Annotated in this window: 18 protein-coding genes; 4 read left to right on the top strand and 14 right to left on the bottom strand. The window is 58.6% G+C overall.

From position 1 onward, the window contains the following. Positions 1–25: 25 nt before the first annotated feature. From C5748_RS17200 to C5748_RS17185, 4 genes are all read right to left on the bottom strand, one after another. A complete protein-coding gene (locus C5748_RS17200; RefSeq protein WP_105743166.1) occupies positions 26–1,102 on the bottom strand; it encodes a DNA polymerase III subunit delta' in 1,077 nt (358 codons plus the stop codon). Continuing rightward, positions 1,099–1,779 carry a dTMP kinase gene (gene tmk, locus C5748_RS17195; RefSeq protein WP_199194823.1) on the bottom strand — a complete coding sequence of 227 codons (681 nt, stop codon included), beginning with the start codon at positions 1,777–1,779 and terminating at the stop codon, positions 1,099–1,101. The genes C5748_RS17200 and tmk overlap by 4 nt, the downstream gene beginning before the upstream one ends. Before the next feature lie 70 nt (positions 1,780–1,849). After that, a complete protein-coding gene (locus C5748_RS17190; protein ID WP_105743164.1) occupies positions 1,850–3,022 on the bottom strand; it encodes a D-alanyl-D-alanine carboxypeptidase family protein in 1,173 nt (390 codons plus the stop codon). 146 nt (positions 3,023–3,168) lie between these two features. Next, positions 3,169–4,443: a septal ring lytic transglycosylase RlpA family protein gene (locus C5748_RS17185; RefSeq protein ID WP_425350271.1), complete on the bottom strand. Its 1,275-nt coding sequence runs from the start codon at positions 4,441–4,443 to the stop codon at positions 3,169–3,171. Between the two features lie 326 nt (positions 4,444–4,769). Between C5748_RS17185 and C5748_RS17180 the strand changes: the two genes are divergently transcribed. From C5748_RS17180 to C5748_RS27960, 3 genes are all read left to right on the top strand, one after another. Continuing rightward, positions 4,770–5,279: a GGDEF domain-containing protein gene (locus C5748_RS17180; RefSeq protein ID WP_105743162.1), complete on the top strand. Its 510-nt coding sequence runs from the start codon at positions 4,770–4,772 to the stop codon at positions 5,277–5,279. A 592-nt stretch (positions 5,280–5,871) separates the two neighbouring features. Beyond that, positions 5,872–6,123: a hypothetical protein gene (locus C5748_RS17175; RefSeq protein WP_146119555.1), complete on the top strand. Its 252-nt coding sequence runs from the start codon at positions 5,872–5,874 to the stop codon at positions 6,121–6,123. 291 nt (positions 6,124–6,414) lie between these two features. Continuing rightward, a complete protein-coding gene (locus C5748_RS27960) occupies positions 6,415–6,615 on the top strand; it encodes a hypothetical protein (RefSeq protein WP_146119554.1) in 201 nt (66 codons plus the stop codon). A gap of 248 nt (positions 6,616–6,863) precedes the next feature. Here C5748_RS27960 and C5748_RS17165 read toward each other — a convergent pair whose 3' ends face one another. The 3 genes from C5748_RS17165 to C5748_RS17150 all read right to left on the bottom strand — a co-directional run bounded on the left by C5748_RS17165 (position 6,864) and on the right by C5748_RS17150 (position 8,269). Continuing rightward, positions 6,864–7,187, bottom strand: coding sequence for a hypothetical protein (locus tag C5748_RS17165; protein ID WP_105743159.1), 324 nt, complete (start codon positions 7,185–7,187; stop codon positions 6,864–6,866). Positions 7,188–7,409: 222 nt separating this feature from the next. Beyond that, positions 7,410–7,799 carry a hypothetical protein gene (locus tag C5748_RS17155; protein WP_105743158.1) on the bottom strand — a complete coding sequence of 130 codons (390 nt, stop codon included), beginning with the start codon at positions 7,797–7,799 and terminating at the stop codon, positions 7,410–7,412. Then, positions 7,799–8,269 carry a lysozyme gene (locus C5748_RS17150; protein ID WP_105743157.1) on the bottom strand — a complete coding sequence of 157 codons (471 nt, stop codon included), beginning with the start codon at positions 8,267–8,269 and terminating at the stop codon, positions 7,799–7,801. The genes C5748_RS17155 and C5748_RS17150 overlap by 1 nt, the downstream gene beginning before the upstream one ends. 52 nt (positions 8,270–8,321) lie before the next feature. Between C5748_RS17150 and C5748_RS17145 the strand changes: the two genes are divergently transcribed. After that, complete coding sequence (locus tag C5748_RS17145; protein ID WP_158259882.1) at positions 8,322–8,876, top strand: HNH endonuclease; 555 nt, start codon at positions 8,322–8,324, stop codon at positions 8,874–8,876. A 5-nt stretch (positions 8,877–8,881) separates the two neighbouring features. Here C5748_RS17145 and C5748_RS17140 read toward each other — a convergent pair whose 3' ends face one another. The 7 genes from C5748_RS17140 to C5748_RS17110 all read right to left on the bottom strand — a co-directional run bounded on the left by C5748_RS17140 (position 8,882) and on the right by C5748_RS17110 (position 15,669). Next, positions 8,882–9,097, bottom strand: coding sequence for a DUF7940 domain-containing protein (locus C5748_RS17140; RefSeq protein WP_105743155.1), 216 nt, complete (start codon positions 9,095–9,097; stop codon positions 8,882–8,884). 163 nt (positions 9,098–9,260) lie between these two features. Beyond that, entirely contained in the window at positions 9,261–9,599 is a 339-nt protein-coding gene (locus C5748_RS17135) for a hypothetical protein (RefSeq protein WP_105743154.1), read from the bottom strand. Between the two features lie 2 nt (positions 9,600–9,601). After that, positions 9,602–9,952 carry a hypothetical protein gene (locus C5748_RS17130; RefSeq protein WP_105743153.1) on the bottom strand — a complete coding sequence of 117 codons (351 nt, stop codon included), beginning with the start codon at positions 9,950–9,952 and terminating at the stop codon, positions 9,602–9,604. After that, positions 9,952–11,073, bottom strand: a complete 1,122-nt coding sequence (locus C5748_RS17125) for a pyocin knob domain-containing protein (protein WP_105743152.1) — start codon at positions 11,071–11,073, stop codon at positions 9,952–9,954. Before C5748_RS17125 ends, C5748_RS17130 begins: the two co-directional genes overlap by 1 nt. A 2-nt stretch (positions 11,074–11,075) precedes the next feature. Further along, positions 11,076–11,306: a hypothetical protein gene (locus tag C5748_RS17120; protein ID WP_105743151.1), complete on the bottom strand. Its 231-nt coding sequence runs from the start codon at positions 11,304–11,306 to the stop codon at positions 11,076–11,078. Between the two features lie 56 nt (positions 11,307–11,362). Beyond that, positions 11,363–12,973, bottom strand: a complete 1,611-nt coding sequence (locus tag C5748_RS17115; RefSeq protein ID WP_105743150.1) for a hypothetical protein — start codon at positions 12,971–12,973, stop codon at positions 11,363–11,365. After that, positions 12,973–15,669, bottom strand: coding sequence for a phage tail protein (locus C5748_RS17110; RefSeq protein ID WP_105743149.1), 2,697 nt, complete (start codon positions 15,667–15,669; stop codon positions 12,973–12,975). The genes C5748_RS17115 and C5748_RS17110 overlap by 1 nt, the downstream gene beginning before the upstream one ends. Position 15,670: the final 1 nt, after the last annotated feature.

The following is a 15,670-nucleotide window of genomic DNA, read 5'->3' as shown; positions in this document are numbered from 1 at the left end:
GTACAGAATTGTGACGGCCTGAAATCTAAGCGGGAACACCGTTCTGAAAGGCGCGGTGGGTCTTTTCGAGCAGGATGAGAACAGCCTGCTTCTTGTCGAGATTAAAGGCCTGCGTCTCCATACCGTTCTGACGAACCCGATTCCAGAAGGCCGACCATGCATTGGCCGGCACTATGGCACCCTCGCCCGCATGCAGGCGTGCGCGATCGGCTATGCGCTGGAGAATATGATCGAAAAACAGATCGTACTGGATTTCCGCCTCGCGCCCTCCGATGGCAGCGGCAAGCGCCTGCGCCTTCGGCAGATCGAAACTCCCCTTTTCGAGGATCGCATCCGCCGCTTGCGCTATCTCGAGACCGCCATGGGCGATGAGCAGCGCCGCCTTGCGCACGCTGCCTTCCGAGCGTTCGATCAGCGCGGTCGTCCCCTCCCCGTCAGCCGCATCGAAACCGACACTGGGACCGATCGCGGCCAGAGCCTTTTGCATCGATACTCTGTCCAGCGATTTGAACTGCAGCGTCTGGCAGCGTGAGCGGATCGTCGGCAGCAGACGGCCGGCGGAATGGGATATCAGAATGAAAAGCGCACGGGCCGGCGGTTCTTCCAGCGTCTTCAACAGAGCGTTGGCCGCGTTCCGGTTCATGTCGTCGGCCGGATCGACGATGACGATGCGCCAGGCGCCGTCATGCGAGGTGCGGGTCAGGAAATGCGTCACCTTGCGGATTTCCTCCACCGTGATGCCTGTCTTGAACTTGGCGGTCTTCTGGTCCAGCGGACGATCTACATGCAGGATGGCCGGATGGATGCCGCCGGCGATCTGGCGGAAAAGCGGTTTCTCGAAATCCGGAAAGGCAATGTCCGCCGGCGCTTGGCCGCTGTCGGCATGGCTGAGCATATGCCCGGCCAGATGATATGCGAGTGTTGCCTTTCCTACTCCGCGCGGCCCTTCGAACAGGAGCGCGTGGTGCATTTTTCCCGATCGGTAGGCGCGGGCGAGAAAGGCGCGGATTTCCTCATGCCCCGCCAGAAAGGCGTTAGCCGACGGAGCCGGCACACCGTCGATGGTGTCATGCGTTTCCTGTGTGGCCAATTCATGGATCATGTTGGCTTCACTAACGCTTTTCTGGCTTCCGGCAAAGTTCCGGTGCGGCTTTCAATCAGCTTGTCGACAATTGCAATGATCTCGGCGCTCACCTCTTCCTCCGGCCGGTCCGCATCGACGATCCGGCAGCGCTCAGGCTCCGCCGCTGCGATAGCGAGGAAGGCCTGGCGGCGCGCCTCATGGGTGGCGAGCGTCTCTTTCTCGAACCGGTCGGCGGCTTCGTCCCCTCGCCTGCGCGTGGCTCGCGCCAGTCCCTTTTCGGCCGGCAGGTCGAGAATGATGGTCAGATCGGGCACGGTTCCGTCGATTGCCACGCGTTCAAGCGCCTGCATGAAGGACGGATCGAGGCTGCCGGTCACCCCTTGATAGACCCGGCTCGAATCGATGAAGCGGTCGCAGAGCACCGTTTTGCCCGCCATGATCGACGGGCGGATGAGCTGAGCCACATGATCGCTGCGCGCGGCGGCAAAGAGCACAGCCTCCATCGCCGGCCCAAAAGGTTCGGCGGCACCGCTCAAGATGACATGGCGCACCGCCTCGGCGCCCGGAGAGCCGCCCGGCTCGCGGGTGACCAGCGTGTCGATATCCACGGTGGCAAGATAGGCGGCAAGACGTTTGATCTGGGTCGACTTTCCCGCCCCTTCACCGCCCTCGAACGTGATAAACAATCCTGCCACGGAACGCGCGTTCTCCTTCATTCAACAGCGCTGTTCTATCCATCTGCAAGCCAAAGGTCGAGGCAGGATTTCAGCGATATTTCCTGATCCAGCCGGTGGAGAGCTCGAGCGCCGCATCAAACGCTCTCTTGCCGATCCCACCCTCCTTCACCGCCTCGGCGGTGAAGACCGGCTTTTCCTGAACCAGGGCATCGCCCATCCAGATCTTCAACGATCCGACCGGTTTGCCTGCCTCTACAGGCGCTATCAACGGGCCGTTATAGACGATGCGGGCTTTCAGAGGCGGTCTATCCTGTTTCGGTAAAAGCAGTTCGATCGCCTTTCCCGTCCGCAGCTTAACCTCTGAATGTTCGCCTCCATAGACGCTTGCCTCCCCCACAACGCCGTTATCGGGAAACAGCAATACGTCCTCGAAACCGTCCATTCCCCATTCAATGAGTTTGCGGGCCTCCTCGGCGCGCTCCTTGTCGCTGGCAAGGCCGCTCATGCCGAGAAACAGCCTGCGCCCGTTGCGCTCGGCGGATGCGATCAGCGCATATCCGGATTCCTGCGTATAGCCGGTGCTCAATCCGTCCGCGCCGATATTCAGCCGCAAAAGCGGGTTGCGATTGCGCTGGAAGATATTGTTCCAGGTGAAGCTTTCCTGCGCATAATATTTGTAGAACTGCGGATAGGTCCGGCGAATGTGGCGGGCAAGCGCCACCAATTCCTCGATGGATACCTTCTGGCCCGGCGCGGGCAGGCCGGTGGCGTTGACGAAAACCGATTTTTCGAGCCCCAACCGACGGGCGCGCTCGGTCATGCGTCGCGCGAACCGCTCCTCACTGCCTGCCATGCCTTCGGCGAGAACAATGCAGCCGTCATTCGCCGATTGGACGATGACGCCCTGGATGAGATCTTCCACGCGTGGCGTCGATTTGATCTTGGCGAACATGGTCGAGGTGCCGGACGGTGCGCCGCCGGTGCGCCAGGCATATTCGCTGACCGGAAACGTCTGGTTGAGCGACAACTCGCCCTTGGTCAGCGCGTCGAAAACAACTTCCATCGTCATCAGTTTCGCCAATGACGCCGGTGGAATGAGTTCACCGGGATCTTTTGAAAAAAGGACCGTACCGGTCGCATCATCGATCAACAAGGCTTGTCGAGCCTTGGTTTCGAAAGGCTGGGCCAGACAAACGGATGAGGCGATGGCGCTACCTATCAGCCCGCATAGAACAACCACCGCATATTTGATCGACGGCATGTCAGCCCCTGCCCTGCCTGCGCATCGTGCCTTGTGCGCCCTAAAAGGCGCACGGCGTTGCAACGCTTATTCCCATCTGAATTTATCCAAATCCAGATCATGCGCCAATATCGCCGCTCAGCATAGAGCGCTGCGCAGATATATACCTATTGCGCACGGACTACGAAAGCATCGGCAGCACCTGCCGCCCATGCGGCTTTGAGCAGAGAATCGCTGCTGCCCACGACCGTAACGCCGTAGAGTTCACCGTTTTCGGTCGGCACATGGGTACGGCGAACCTTGCCGTAAGCGGAAAGTGCGACGGCGATACGGTCGGCCTCGCTCTTATCTCCGAAAAATCCGGCGTCGACATATTCGGTGCTGACAGCATTTGCGTTATCCGCACCAAGCTTCTTCCAGGCATCGGAAATCGCCGATGGCGTCAGCACGCTTGCATAGGCCATAGCCTCGACACCGTTGGCGGCAGCGATACGCGCGTCTGCATATCCGGCAAGCGTGGATGTGACCGCCGCGCCGGGAACGTGGGCGATGCCCATGGAGATGCCGGGCCTTTCGGTCACGATCGGTCCGATGGCCGGTAAGACCGGATCACCCGCACCCAGACCATCGAGAACGCCCGGCGGGGATGGCGGCTGCAGTACATTTTTCTGCGGCATTGCCGCGGCGCTTGCCATGGCCGGCAGCACAGCGGGCGATGGCCGCGCTCCCGGCATGGCCGCGGTGGGCGTCGGTCCGTTCATCGCGATCATGACGCCGCTCGCAGGCTGACCGATTGGATCGGAGCCGCTCCGGAACGAGGCCATCAGGAAGGCATCATCACGGCCTTCCAACGGCGCACGGCCGACATATTCGACCTTCACATTCGCCGTTCCATGATGCTTGTAATCAAGCATTTCCGCGGCACGCTGCGACAGGTCGATGACACGGCCATGGGCATAGGGGCCGCGATCGTTCACGCGAACGATAACCGAGCTGCCGTTCGAAAGATTGGTGACGCGCGCATAGCTCGGCAAGGGCATCGTCGGATGGGCGGCGCTGAGGTGACGCATGTCGTAGACTTCGCCGTTTGCCGTCAGTCGTCCATGGAAGGCAGAGCCATACCACGAGGCCTTGCCGACGCGCTTATAGCCAGGTTCTTCCTTGGGATAATACCACTTGCCTTTCACCTGGTAGGGCTTGCCGACCTGGTCTCGCCCGCCTCCGCGCGGCATCTTTGAGACATTACTGGAAATGACTCGCGGGCTTGCCTTCACGCCATATTCGGATTCGGCAAAATACTCCTTGGAGCGATGTTTGCCTTTTGACTTGGGCTGCGGTGTGGCGCATGCCGCAACGAATGCGCCGAGAATGACGACACCGGCTACGCGAAGATCGAAACGCTTAGTCCAATATCTGACCAATGAATGATTTTCAGCCGTCAATTGGCCGTCCCCGTCTTTAAATTCGTTACAGTAACCGCATCCACGCAATGCAGCGATCGGCGGCGCATACGAGCCCACTAGAAACTCTTGCCATCGATTCGTTGACACGACATTAAAAGAATGTGACCTTCCGGCGGCAAGAACATGACACTGCCGGGTGGCAGTTTTGTATGACCGGCGGGGGCATTGCAAGGCTTGCATCTGCATTTTTCATAAAACGATTGAAACAGCCCGCCTTTCCCGTTGTGACAAATGCCTTTTTGTAAATCGCATGCCGGTATGCCGTTGCGATTGCTTTGCATGCGCTGGACAGGGTGAATTCGATTATGGTTACCCAGATAAAGCAAAACGATCTGTTCGGAGAGCAAAGCGGGGTCGGAGGAAAGCGCCTGCTGCAGATCGAAGCAATATACGACCGGGTTCCGGTGGGGCTGTGCTTCGTCAATCGCAGCGGCATTCTACTGACGGTGAACGATTGTCTGTGCGATATATTCGGCGGCGAGATCCAGGGCATCGATCGCACGACCATCGAAGGCCGCAAGCTCGACAGTCTTCTGCCCCACGATCGTCTTCCGCTCAATCAGGATGGCGCGCAACGGCTTGCCGCCCGGATTCTCTCTGCCACCGGTTCATGCGAACTCGAACATGGCGGCGGCCCGCTGGCAAGAATTTCCGTCAGCATCGGTTTTTCCGTATCGGCGGCTGGCACCGGTGACGCTCTGACATCCGCTGGCGATTTGCTGAAGCTCGCGGACAAGGCGCTCTACCGTTCCAAACTGCAGGGAAGAAACAGGATCTGTTGCGAGTTGCCATCGTGGAGCGAATTTAACGTTTGAATCCCATTAGCCGGACGCGCGCGTATCTTGCCCCTCGACGACGCATCTGCTGGCGCGGCACGCGTCACCCCATTAATTGCACGCGCGCGTATCTTGCCCCGCCTTTGATCCCCGCCGCTCGACCTCGATGCGCCCCATTAGTTGCACGCGCGCGTATCTTGCCCCTGCCCTCAAATGCTCCGCGCTTTATCGTTTCCCGTTCCGGTGGATCAGTCGACCGAAGACGTTGACGCGGCTATCCCGCAGGCTGTAAACAGGCGGCGATGGCGAGTGGCCGCAAATCAGCGAAAATGGCTGATAAGGCGAATCATCCAGTCAAGTCATTCGGTTGGAGGGGTGGCCGAGCGGTTTAAGGCACCGGTCTTGAAATTCGGTTAGAGCCGTATTCGCCCGTCCTTCCTTGTCCCAACAAATACCGAAATATCAACCAGATAGCCGGACAATCTAACCTTTTCGTTCTTCCTTTTACCCTTCTGTGCTACCGAATTCGGTAGCAAAATGGTAGCAAGATGTTCTCTAGGTGTTCACGGCGCTTGCCCTTCGCCCTTGGGTTGCGCATATTGCGGCCTGTATCAATGGGGAGGCGAGCGATATGGCCGAAGAACACCTCAAGGCACTGGATGAAGCGCTGGAGCAGATGCGTGACCATCGCCGGAAACTGGCCGCGAATTTGGCTGGTGCCTATGCGCGCGGCACCACAGAGGGTTGGCGCGAACAGTTCGTGCAGATCCAGGAAGTTATTGAATCGATCCAGCGAGCTATCGCGGACGAAAAGGACGCCGCCCCGAAGAAGTATCAAACTCTTGATGTGGGCGGTCCAATCACGGGAGGTTTCCGCGGCTAGCTTCCAGCGTGCGGGTGCGAATGGAAACGGCCTAATGTTTGCACCGAGCGCAAACATTTCTGTATCCCCTCGCGCGCGCCGGGATGTCGTCAAGGTATCTTCGCGGTGAAGATACCTTCGGCCAATCGGCCAATCGCGAGCATGCACGGATGTCATCACCGGTAAGCGCCACACTGTGTGGCGGCTCGTCAGACCGCTCGTCGCAAGGCGATCTATCTGGAGATGCATCCGGAAACGAAACAGGGTGGATCGCCTGGGCTTCCCGGGGGCGGCAAAGCGAAGGCGGACAACTTGTCCAGCTTCGCCGAAGCTACAGCTGCTGTCACTGGAGCCGATGCCCGCACAGTTCGGCGCGATGCTGAACGCGGTGAAAAGGTCATCCCCGAAGTCATGGACATGATCCGTAGCACCAAGCTCGACACCGGCACATATCTCGACAAGATCAAGAAGCTGTCTCCCCCTCTTACCTGGCGCGCACGGGGAATCAGTTGAGTATCGGTGCCGGTACTCAAATCCCTAGCGCTCGTGCACGACGGATTTGCGGCGGCCGATTGAGCCCAAGAAAGCCGAAGAACAGCCCTGAAACGCAAAAAAGAGCCGCCGCCCGGTGAAGGGACGGCGGCGATATTGGTTTCGTTTGTCGTGTGGCTCGGAGTGTCTTCGATATAGATCCTTTCATGCGGCCCTGATTGAGGAAAGCCCCTTATCCGGCAGGCCAACCGGCAGCGCTCGGCGAACCGTTATCCCGTCATCGCAGCGATAATTTTTCCCCATAGCCACGCGGCGACTGCGCCGACAGAACCGGCAATGAACGTGGTAAGAAGAGCCATTCCAATAAAGCGCTCGCGCCACCGTGAGAACTCGGCAACCGGCACTTCGATCTTGTCTAGCCGCTGTTCTGTGGTTCCGATGCGCCGGTCTGCGCCGTCGAGCTTCCGCGATAGCTCGTCCATCTTCTCGTAGGTCTGCTTACGAGCACCGGCGGCCCGTTGCTGCTCGGCAAGCATCAGATCCATTTTACCCTCAAGGCGACCGATGGACTTGTCCCGGCTCTCTTCGCTCATTGGAATTCCTCGACGGTGCTATCGTAAAATCCCGCACAGCGCCCTACACGAGCGTTGGCACTGTCCAGAGCGTTCCGCTCTCGTTTGAGGATCGATCTCACCTCAGCGCCAACTGTGAGTGCGGCATGGGGTTCCTGCGCCCGGCAGTCGCTTGGGAGGGCAGGAAGCACCACGCGTGCCTGCGCCGTCCCTTGGATTTCCGACGCCCGGTCGAGCCGGCGATCAAGGCTTGAGCAAGAACTCACGATCGTCAGGCCCAAGAGCGCAGGCGCGGCCAGCAGCCGAGAGCTTTGCTTCATAGTCGGTGATCTCCTGTTCGATCCGTTCTGCCTTTACCGCATCGGCAGCAACCGCATTTCTTAACTGCGCCTGGTAGGCGTCGATGACGATCTGGCCGGCTTTGAGTTGTCGGTCGCGCTCGGCAATCTGGCTTTCGAGCGCCTTCACTTCAGCGCCGGCGACCAAATCCTTGACAGCCGACGTCACCGCGTAGTTGATCGCGCGGCCCTGCTCGATCTGGGAAAATGCCCACCATGCGAGGCAGGCAAGGATGAGTGGACCGATAGGGAGAGGCAGGCGCCAGAAGAAGACGTTCCAGAAAATGGCGGCCATCACTTCAGGCCTGCGAGGCAAAGCACCCGCTCTTTCTTCCGCCTGTTGGTGAGCCCGGGAAAGACGATGCCAGCCGCCCTATTCCATTTCAGGAGAGCATCACAACCCTGCCGCGTCCGCCCCTGATTGATGAGGCGAACCACGCTGGACTTGCAGGCAGCGCCGGGGCCGACGTTATAGGCAAACGAGACGAGCGCCACATAGCGAGCATCGGGCAATGGAGCGGTCACACAACGCTCTATGCCGTTGGCGTAAATCTCAAGGTCTTTAACCAGCATTGCCTTGCACTCGGCAAGAGAATGGCTGTCTCCCCTCTTCACGCCATGCGTTGAGCCATAGCATACCGTCCATGGCGGTCCTTTGGTGGCCGGATCGGGATAGGCATTGAGCCTAAGCCCCTCGAAGCCGCCGACGGCAGCGACAACCATAGCGGCCAATGCACTGTTCTTTTTCAATCTTGACTTGTTCATTATGTTTCACCCTTCTATTGTGTGGACTCACACAACAATGCGAGATGCACAGATGGCGGAATGGCGAGAGATTGAAGTCAGGGGATATCCAATTCGCGTTAGCGAGGATGGCGATATCCATATCCCCGAAAAGACGACGACCTACTCTTTTGTGAGGTTGGGGAGGCCGAGCACAAAGACTGCCGTCTTCAAAGAACGGATGCTGAGGCAGTCAATCAATCATTTGGGATACAGGGAGGTCAGCTTCTCTCATAAACGGAAAGTCTTCAGGCATCCCGTTCATCGACTGGTAGCAATGGCGTTTGTTCCGGGGTTCAGAAGTGAACTAGTCGTCAATCACAAAGACGGGAACAAGCTCAACAACTCGCCTTCGAATCTCGAGTGGGTTACCAAAGGCAGAAACTCGCAACATGCGTGGGAGAACGGGTTAATTCCTCTTATCGGGGAAGGTCAGCCCACATCAAAGCTCACAGAAAAGCAGGTTCGATATATTCGCAGATTGCTTAGCCATGGCGTCTCCGCCAATTCCTTGGCTATCGTTGCCGGCGTTTCAATGCGTCTCATCTGCCTTATCAGGGATGGAAAAAGGTGGAAGCACCTGAAGTGACTGACTTACTCATCGGATAGTCCTTTCTGCGCGCACACACGCGCCACGAAAGCCGCTGCGACCGTGAGGCCAGACAGAGCGGCGAAAACACCGGGTGGAATGGGGAGGAGACCGTCGAGCAGAGGGAGTGCCACTTCGACGCCGGACAGGATAGCGGCGATGATCATCAGCCGAATGGAATAGGCTCGACGCAAAACGTCACGCCAGTTTTTGACTAGCATGTTGATTCCTCTTAGTTTTTATCGCTGGTTTGCGCTACAAAAAAGCGAACGCGCCGAAGGCTGGCAGGCCCACGACGCGAATTCCCATCATGATTTTAGGAACAATGCCACATGTAAGCGGTTAAGAACGCGCCGATGCACTACCCTCCCCGTTGCCGGGCCATTATTCTATCGGCGGCCATTCAAATGCGGGCAACTCCTCAACGAAAGCTTCAACGGTCGGCTGATCCCGCTCGCCGGATTTCACCTTCTCAAGTTCCGCCGTCACATAGGTCCAGACATCCGACCGCCAGTCGAATAGCGCTTGACCCTCGGCAGCGTATTGCGGGTTTTTATCGCCGCGATATGTGGTCGCCCGCTCGATGTCGTCATAGTCCCGCTCACGAGCGGTTGCATCGAGGTGGGCTTGGATAGCTGCCGAGAATGTCGCCTGCAAAGAGGCCAGTTGCGCCGCAGCCTTATGCTCTGCGGTCACAAGCTGAGATAGATCGATCGTCGCCATGGTCATTCCTCCGGTTCCGTTACGTCCGTCAGAGCGGGTTCGGGTTCCGGCTCCGGTTCGGGATCGCGGGGAATTTGAAGCGGCCCGTCTGGCACGTCCGCCAAGGGTGCAGGAAAAGCGACAGCCTGCGACGGGTTCGGGCCGTGCGGCAACAGCAGCGTCAAATGTAGCTCGCCAGAGATGCGCTCAACCTCGCCGACGACGAATTCATTGCTGACTGCATCTGCCGCCAGTGTCGCCCCATCTGGGATGCCGGACAGATCAACAGGATCGCCGTTGATGGTGAGGATGTCGCCGCTCTTGGTGACCGTGAGTGAGCTTTCGCAGCGCTGGGGACAGAAAGAAATACGCATCAGAACCACCTCCCGCTCGCATAGTAGGTGACAAGTTTTGAGGGGCCGGCAGTAATCGACGCTGATGACCACGGGTACATATTTGCCCCACTCGTTATGACGTTGCGCACGGTGACACCTCGAGCCTCATTCCCAGACCGTGACGTGGACCCCACAACAAAAGGCGATCCATCTGAGAATGCAGCTGGAAAGGTCCAGAAGTAGAGCGGGCCGATGAACAAACCACCACTTGCTACATTCCAGTTCTCTGAGGACTGATCGCGGACAAATATGCATTCCTGAGTACCGTCTGCATATCTCGTATAGGTGCCGTTCGCGTTGCTCCCTCTCTCTATGAGCGCGCCGGTAGGCACTCCTCCAGACTGGGATACCGTCCCGATAATGCTGGCTTGCGTGAATACGCTGACCCATGCGGACCATGATGTCGCATTGTAGAAGCGGTACTGGATACCATTGGCAAGGTTGTCGTTGGACCGGCTGATTGCCAACTGGGCATGGACTGTTGTTACTCTGGCCATATGAAGAACGACCCAGTTACCGGCGTCTCCAGGACGATTCAATGTGCCACCATCCGCACCGTAGAAGCCGCTTTCTGTGATGGCATTGAGATCGGCGGCACCCGGAGTGATGGTGCCAATCCTTGGAGGAATCTGCGCACCTGGAACCTCTCCCAGCGCCGAATATGCATCACCGCCGTTCGACGCCCCTATCAATGATCGCCCAAACGCCGTCAGCGCCGTCAAATCCATAGCCCCAGGGCCGGTGAAATAGGGCAGCGTGTCGGCAGCACCGACCAAGGCCGCAAGTGCTTCAAGATTTCCGCTATCCAGAAGGTCGGCGACGATCCGATAAGCAGCCTGGAACCGGCTGCCGTCCGGCTGAAAGCGAATGCGGAGCGGCATATTTGTGCCGGCCGCAGCGGCGGGGCACGGGAGGAACAAGACGCCGGCATTCTGTTGGGTTGGAGTAGCCCCGATGATCAGCGCATTGCCGCTTGGCGTTATGATCATATCGCCTGCTTCTACGCCAGCCGTCAGCAGCGCCGAGCCTGACGTTGTGAAGGCAGTTTGTCCGGCCGTCAGCGTGATCGTGCCGACATCCCAATCTGGACGGATTGCCATGGCTATTTCCCCTCCGCCTTCCGGGCTTCATGCGCTTCCTCGGCGGCCGCAACTGCAGCGCCATCGAGTTCTTGCTCCTCCTTCTCCGCTTGCTGCGCTTCGATATATCGCCTCATGCGGACAACCTCGTTGGCAAGAACCAAATTGCGCTGCTTGAGATAGTCGGCCATGGCGAGCGCTTCGTTGGCGATCGCTTCGAGGTCTATGGTCTGCTGATTTGATGGATCAGACATTGGGGCTCCTTCCCGCGATGGCGGGTTCTGGTTGACTGGTGCTTTGAGGCTTTCGGCTAGATCGGAATGGCGAACACGTAATAGCGGATGCCGAGTGGATCGGGCTCGTCGCGGACGATACCGCCGGTAGAGTTGTAGGTCGAAGGATTGCCCGGAGAGAGGTGAAATTTCGCGAAGGTATCCTCGACGCGGCACACCGAGCTTTGGTTCGTCGGACGCCCGTCATACTCCCCTGCCGGAGCGGCTCCCCCCGCATAGTAATAAAGCTGCGCCATGTAGGGAGGCCGGATCCTGTTATCAAAAATCGTCGTGTATTTTACGAAGGGATAAAATCCATCGTTCGGAAAGTTGATGATCTTCGCCACATTGCCGAAAGCCGCGCCGTCCGAAGCGTCAGTGAACTGGCTTGCGGGGATATAGGCCTGACTGATGATCGGCACGATCGGAAAGCGCGTGTCGAGCAGGATGTCGCCAAGCCGCGTCGCCGTGTCGCTTGAGCCGGGAATCTTGATCTGACCAAAGCCCGGTCCGGTGAACATGACGCGGCTCCCGCCGCTCGACCTGCCGTTGAGATCAACGCCGGTGACGAGGTAGCGAATGACTGTCGCATCGTCTGAGGTATTGTAAAGCGTGATAGAGCGCTGGTTGACGATATAGGAGAAACCGAATTGGCGATCGCGCGAAAGGCCGGTCGGCACATATCCAGGCAGATAGAACGGCTGTCCGTCGCGCTTGATCATGAAATCAACAATGACATTCGCCGTCAGATCGACCGGCGAATTGCCGACCGTCACCGAACCGCCGGCGGGAATGACAGGCGACTGGCCGGCCATGACGATCAGCGTCGCCGGCCGTTGACTGTCGATGAGCATATTTCGGCCAGAAGCCGTCTCCGCGTTATGACCTCCCCTCGCTAGCCGGAAGGTATCGGGGCGTATCATCAGCGCCTTGGTGCCGGGGACCGGTGTGATGTTGTTATCTGGGATCGCGCTTGGATCGGCTGGCAAATCCCAGAATGCGCTGATCACATCGCTTTCTGCTCGGACACTCGCGGTAGTTGTTCCGTAGGTCTGACTTCCGGATGCACATGCAATCCAATTTCCGAGACCGTAGCCATAGCGGGAATGAATATTGCCAGGGCGCGCCCACCATCCCGCGTCCCGGATTTCGATGACTTTCTGCAGATCACCCCCGAAATTTGAGAAAATGTATAGCCCGACTTCTGGCAATTGCCCCGGCGAAGCGCCGCTGATCCATGATAGAAAGGAGTTCGCACCGGTCACGCGACCTGTGGCGCGATTGCGGACACGGCTTTCGAACATCGGCACGAAATCGCCGGGATACATCCGGCTGACGAGATATTTAGGATAGTAGTTCGGAGGGTTTGAACCGCCATTGCCCTGAGCCACGAGCGTCCGGCTACCCGTTGTCGCACTTCCATCCAGATCGTAATAAAGCGCCGCGCCGGCCTGGGGCGGCCCCGGATAGGTCGCGGCTGTGCACGCGAGCAGATACGGATCCTTGATATAGCCGAGCTTGTCGTTCTCCGAGTTGAAAATGAACTTGTTATAGGCCGTGTTAGCGACCACCCAAGGCGCATCCGAATTGCTCTTGGTGATCTTGAGCACCGGCTTGCCGTTGATCGTTCCTGCGAATAGCCGTGGCATCAGTATATGACCTCCAGCCCCTCGACGCCGGGCGCTAGGATCCCGAAGTTCGTTTTCCCGGAGAATGTCGAAAGCTTCTCGACAATCGCAGTTCGGATGCGCGCCACCTGAAGCGCGAGTTCGCCGTTGATGAATGTGAGCGGTGCCTGACTATCTGAGCCATTCGTGACGATGAACTGGTCGACGTTGAAGACAGCGCGCGATGTGCCACCGTTTACGTCTATGAAGAATACACCGCTCGACCACGTATTGTCGGAGCCGGTCTTTACCTGCACACCCCATCTTGCCCAGCCGCCGCCAGGCGAAGCTTCGGCCTGCCCGCGAATGTTGACGCTGGCGGAGACTTCCCCAACCGTCGCGCTCAATGCGGTGATCGCCTGCGCGTTCGCCGTCACCTTTCCATTGACAGTAGAGATTTCCGTCGAGAGCAAATCAACCGCCTGGGCGATGTCATTATTGACCTGCACCTCCAGTTGCTCAATGCGCGAAACGATGGCCGAGCCGGGGCCAACTGCTGCGAGGATCTGCAGCGTGTAATCAGCCCGGAGGCCTGCGGCCGTCGCCGACACTTCGGTGCGGAGTTGCCTCTTATCGAGCGTTTTCGAGGCGTCTTGCTCAGTCGCGAGCTTGCCGATCCGGTCGAGCTCCTCCTGCACGTACCGCAACGAGTTGCCGAGCCATTCCGTGACCTTCGTGACGTCGCCGTTTAGCTGCCCGATGTTGATCGGATAGATATCGAGCGGACCAAACAGGATGTTGTCGGTCTTGACCGGGAGCCACGCCGATGGCGTCGATGGACCGCCGCCGCGCATGATGTACTGGCCGGATGCTTCATAGTTTGAATCGGGCAGCAGGAGAGCGTTGAGTGTGACAGAATATGACTGGTTGAGCGGCGCGACATAGGGAAGCTCGCCATCGAAGGCGATTTTCTTGACGCCCCATGCTTCCCGCACCTGCACCCGGATTGCCCGGACATTGGTCATGCCGCCGGCATAGGCGATCCCGATCGACGGGCGCCGGGTGTTGCCGTTGGCATCAAGATACTGCGCAGGGAATGCCTGCCAGCCATACATAGGCTGAGGCGTCGGATAACCAACGACAACAGGATTGACCGGGACCGGGATATAATCGGTATCGGGGTTCCAGTCATAGTCAGCCGGATCGACCTCGACCAGCACCAACCCGATATTGAGATCAGCCTGGTCAGTCACTGCATCAACGCGGAACAGCTTTGAAATGTAGCCGTTGCGCTCTGACGTCCAGGCGACGATGTCGTTCGGCTCCAGTATCCACGCCCATGGGCCGGCGACGACTGTATGCTTGCGGAACCGGCGCGCCTCGTGGAGCGCCGACAGCATCAGGCGCTGGACCTGTTCCTTGTAGGGCACGAGATCATATGAGACGTCGGCCGCAAGTCGGCGGTCACCGTCAGCCGCTTCAAGATCGGCATCATATCGTGCCGGCGCATCCTTTGGCGCGTATCCCTCTTCAGGTTCCGGATAGGTCGCGGCGATACCGTTGATCGTTGCCTCGATTGATGGGAACGGATCAAGAAGCTGAGGATCGGTCGATTCCAGCATTTCATCATCGAACGCGACAACGGCGGCATTCGCCGCGCCGACGCTCAACTTGTAGACGCCGCCGATCTCCGCCAGGCGACCATTGCAAGCGGTGAGAAGCGCCTGCACCGCATCGTAGACCTTGGTGTTGACAGATATCTCGCCGCCGCAACGATACTGCGTTTCAGTGCCGCCGCCGGCTTTCGGAACCTGCAAATCGCATTCGTTCATGGCCGCGAACCATGAGCCGTTCGGCAGCCGCGAAGCTACAAGCGCCTGAAGGCCATAGAACCACTTCCCCCCGAAATAGAGACCGCGCAGGATATTGTAGAGGATGACCGCCGGATTATCCGTGTACGTCCAGGTGCTCGGATCATTCCAGCGCTGCGGACCGGAGCCGCCGTTCGTGGTGTCGAGGCGCGGATCGTACCAAAGCCCTCCCTCGATCTCGAATTTGAACACGGGATAGCCGCTGAAAAGCTCCGTGTTGTATTGCGTGGTAACCACGGCATAGGCGACGCCGAAGCCGACCATATCCGCCGTATAGGGATAGTTCGGATCCGAACCGAACTTCTCGATAAGGAAGGGGTCGGCGACGGTCTGCGTCCCGTCATAGAATTTGACCCACATCCGGTTGTCGCTGCCATCGGCATAAGCCGGTACCGGAAAACCCTGATCGCCGTAGGAGGTGTTGCTGTAATCGATCTCCACCTTGGCATCGTCGACATAGAGGCCGACGAGGCCTTTGACGCGAATGTCTGAAACCGGAATGACTTCCGTCAGATAGGCGTTCGGCGTTTTTCCGGATTTCCCCCAGGTGCCGGCGTAGGACAGCGATCCCGCCGTGGCGGACCGGCCAACGATGAATGACCGTGGAACAATGCCGCCGAGCTGTAGCGTACCGCTCATGCCGCCGACGGCGCTGTCCTGCTTTTTGCCGAGAAGCGCCTGGGACGCATAGCTAATCCCGACGCCGATCGCGAAATTGAGCACGCTGACCGTTGCCGAGAAGACGAATGTTCCCTGCGCGGCCGCGCCGAGCAGACCGGTGGCGATGACCGTCGAGACAGGGTCCGCTTGCGCAGCCGTCATCGTCGCCAGGACGAACCAAGCGGTCAAAAACAGGACAGTGAACATC

The organism is Phyllobacterium phragmitis, from assembly GCF_002980495.1.
Lineage (GTDB): Bacteria > Pseudomonadota > Alphaproteobacteria > Rhizobiales > Rhizobiaceae > Paramesorhizobium > Paramesorhizobium phragmitis.
Note: the sequence above shows the minus strand (reverse complement) of the source record. Positions and strands in the feature narration are given on the sequence as shown.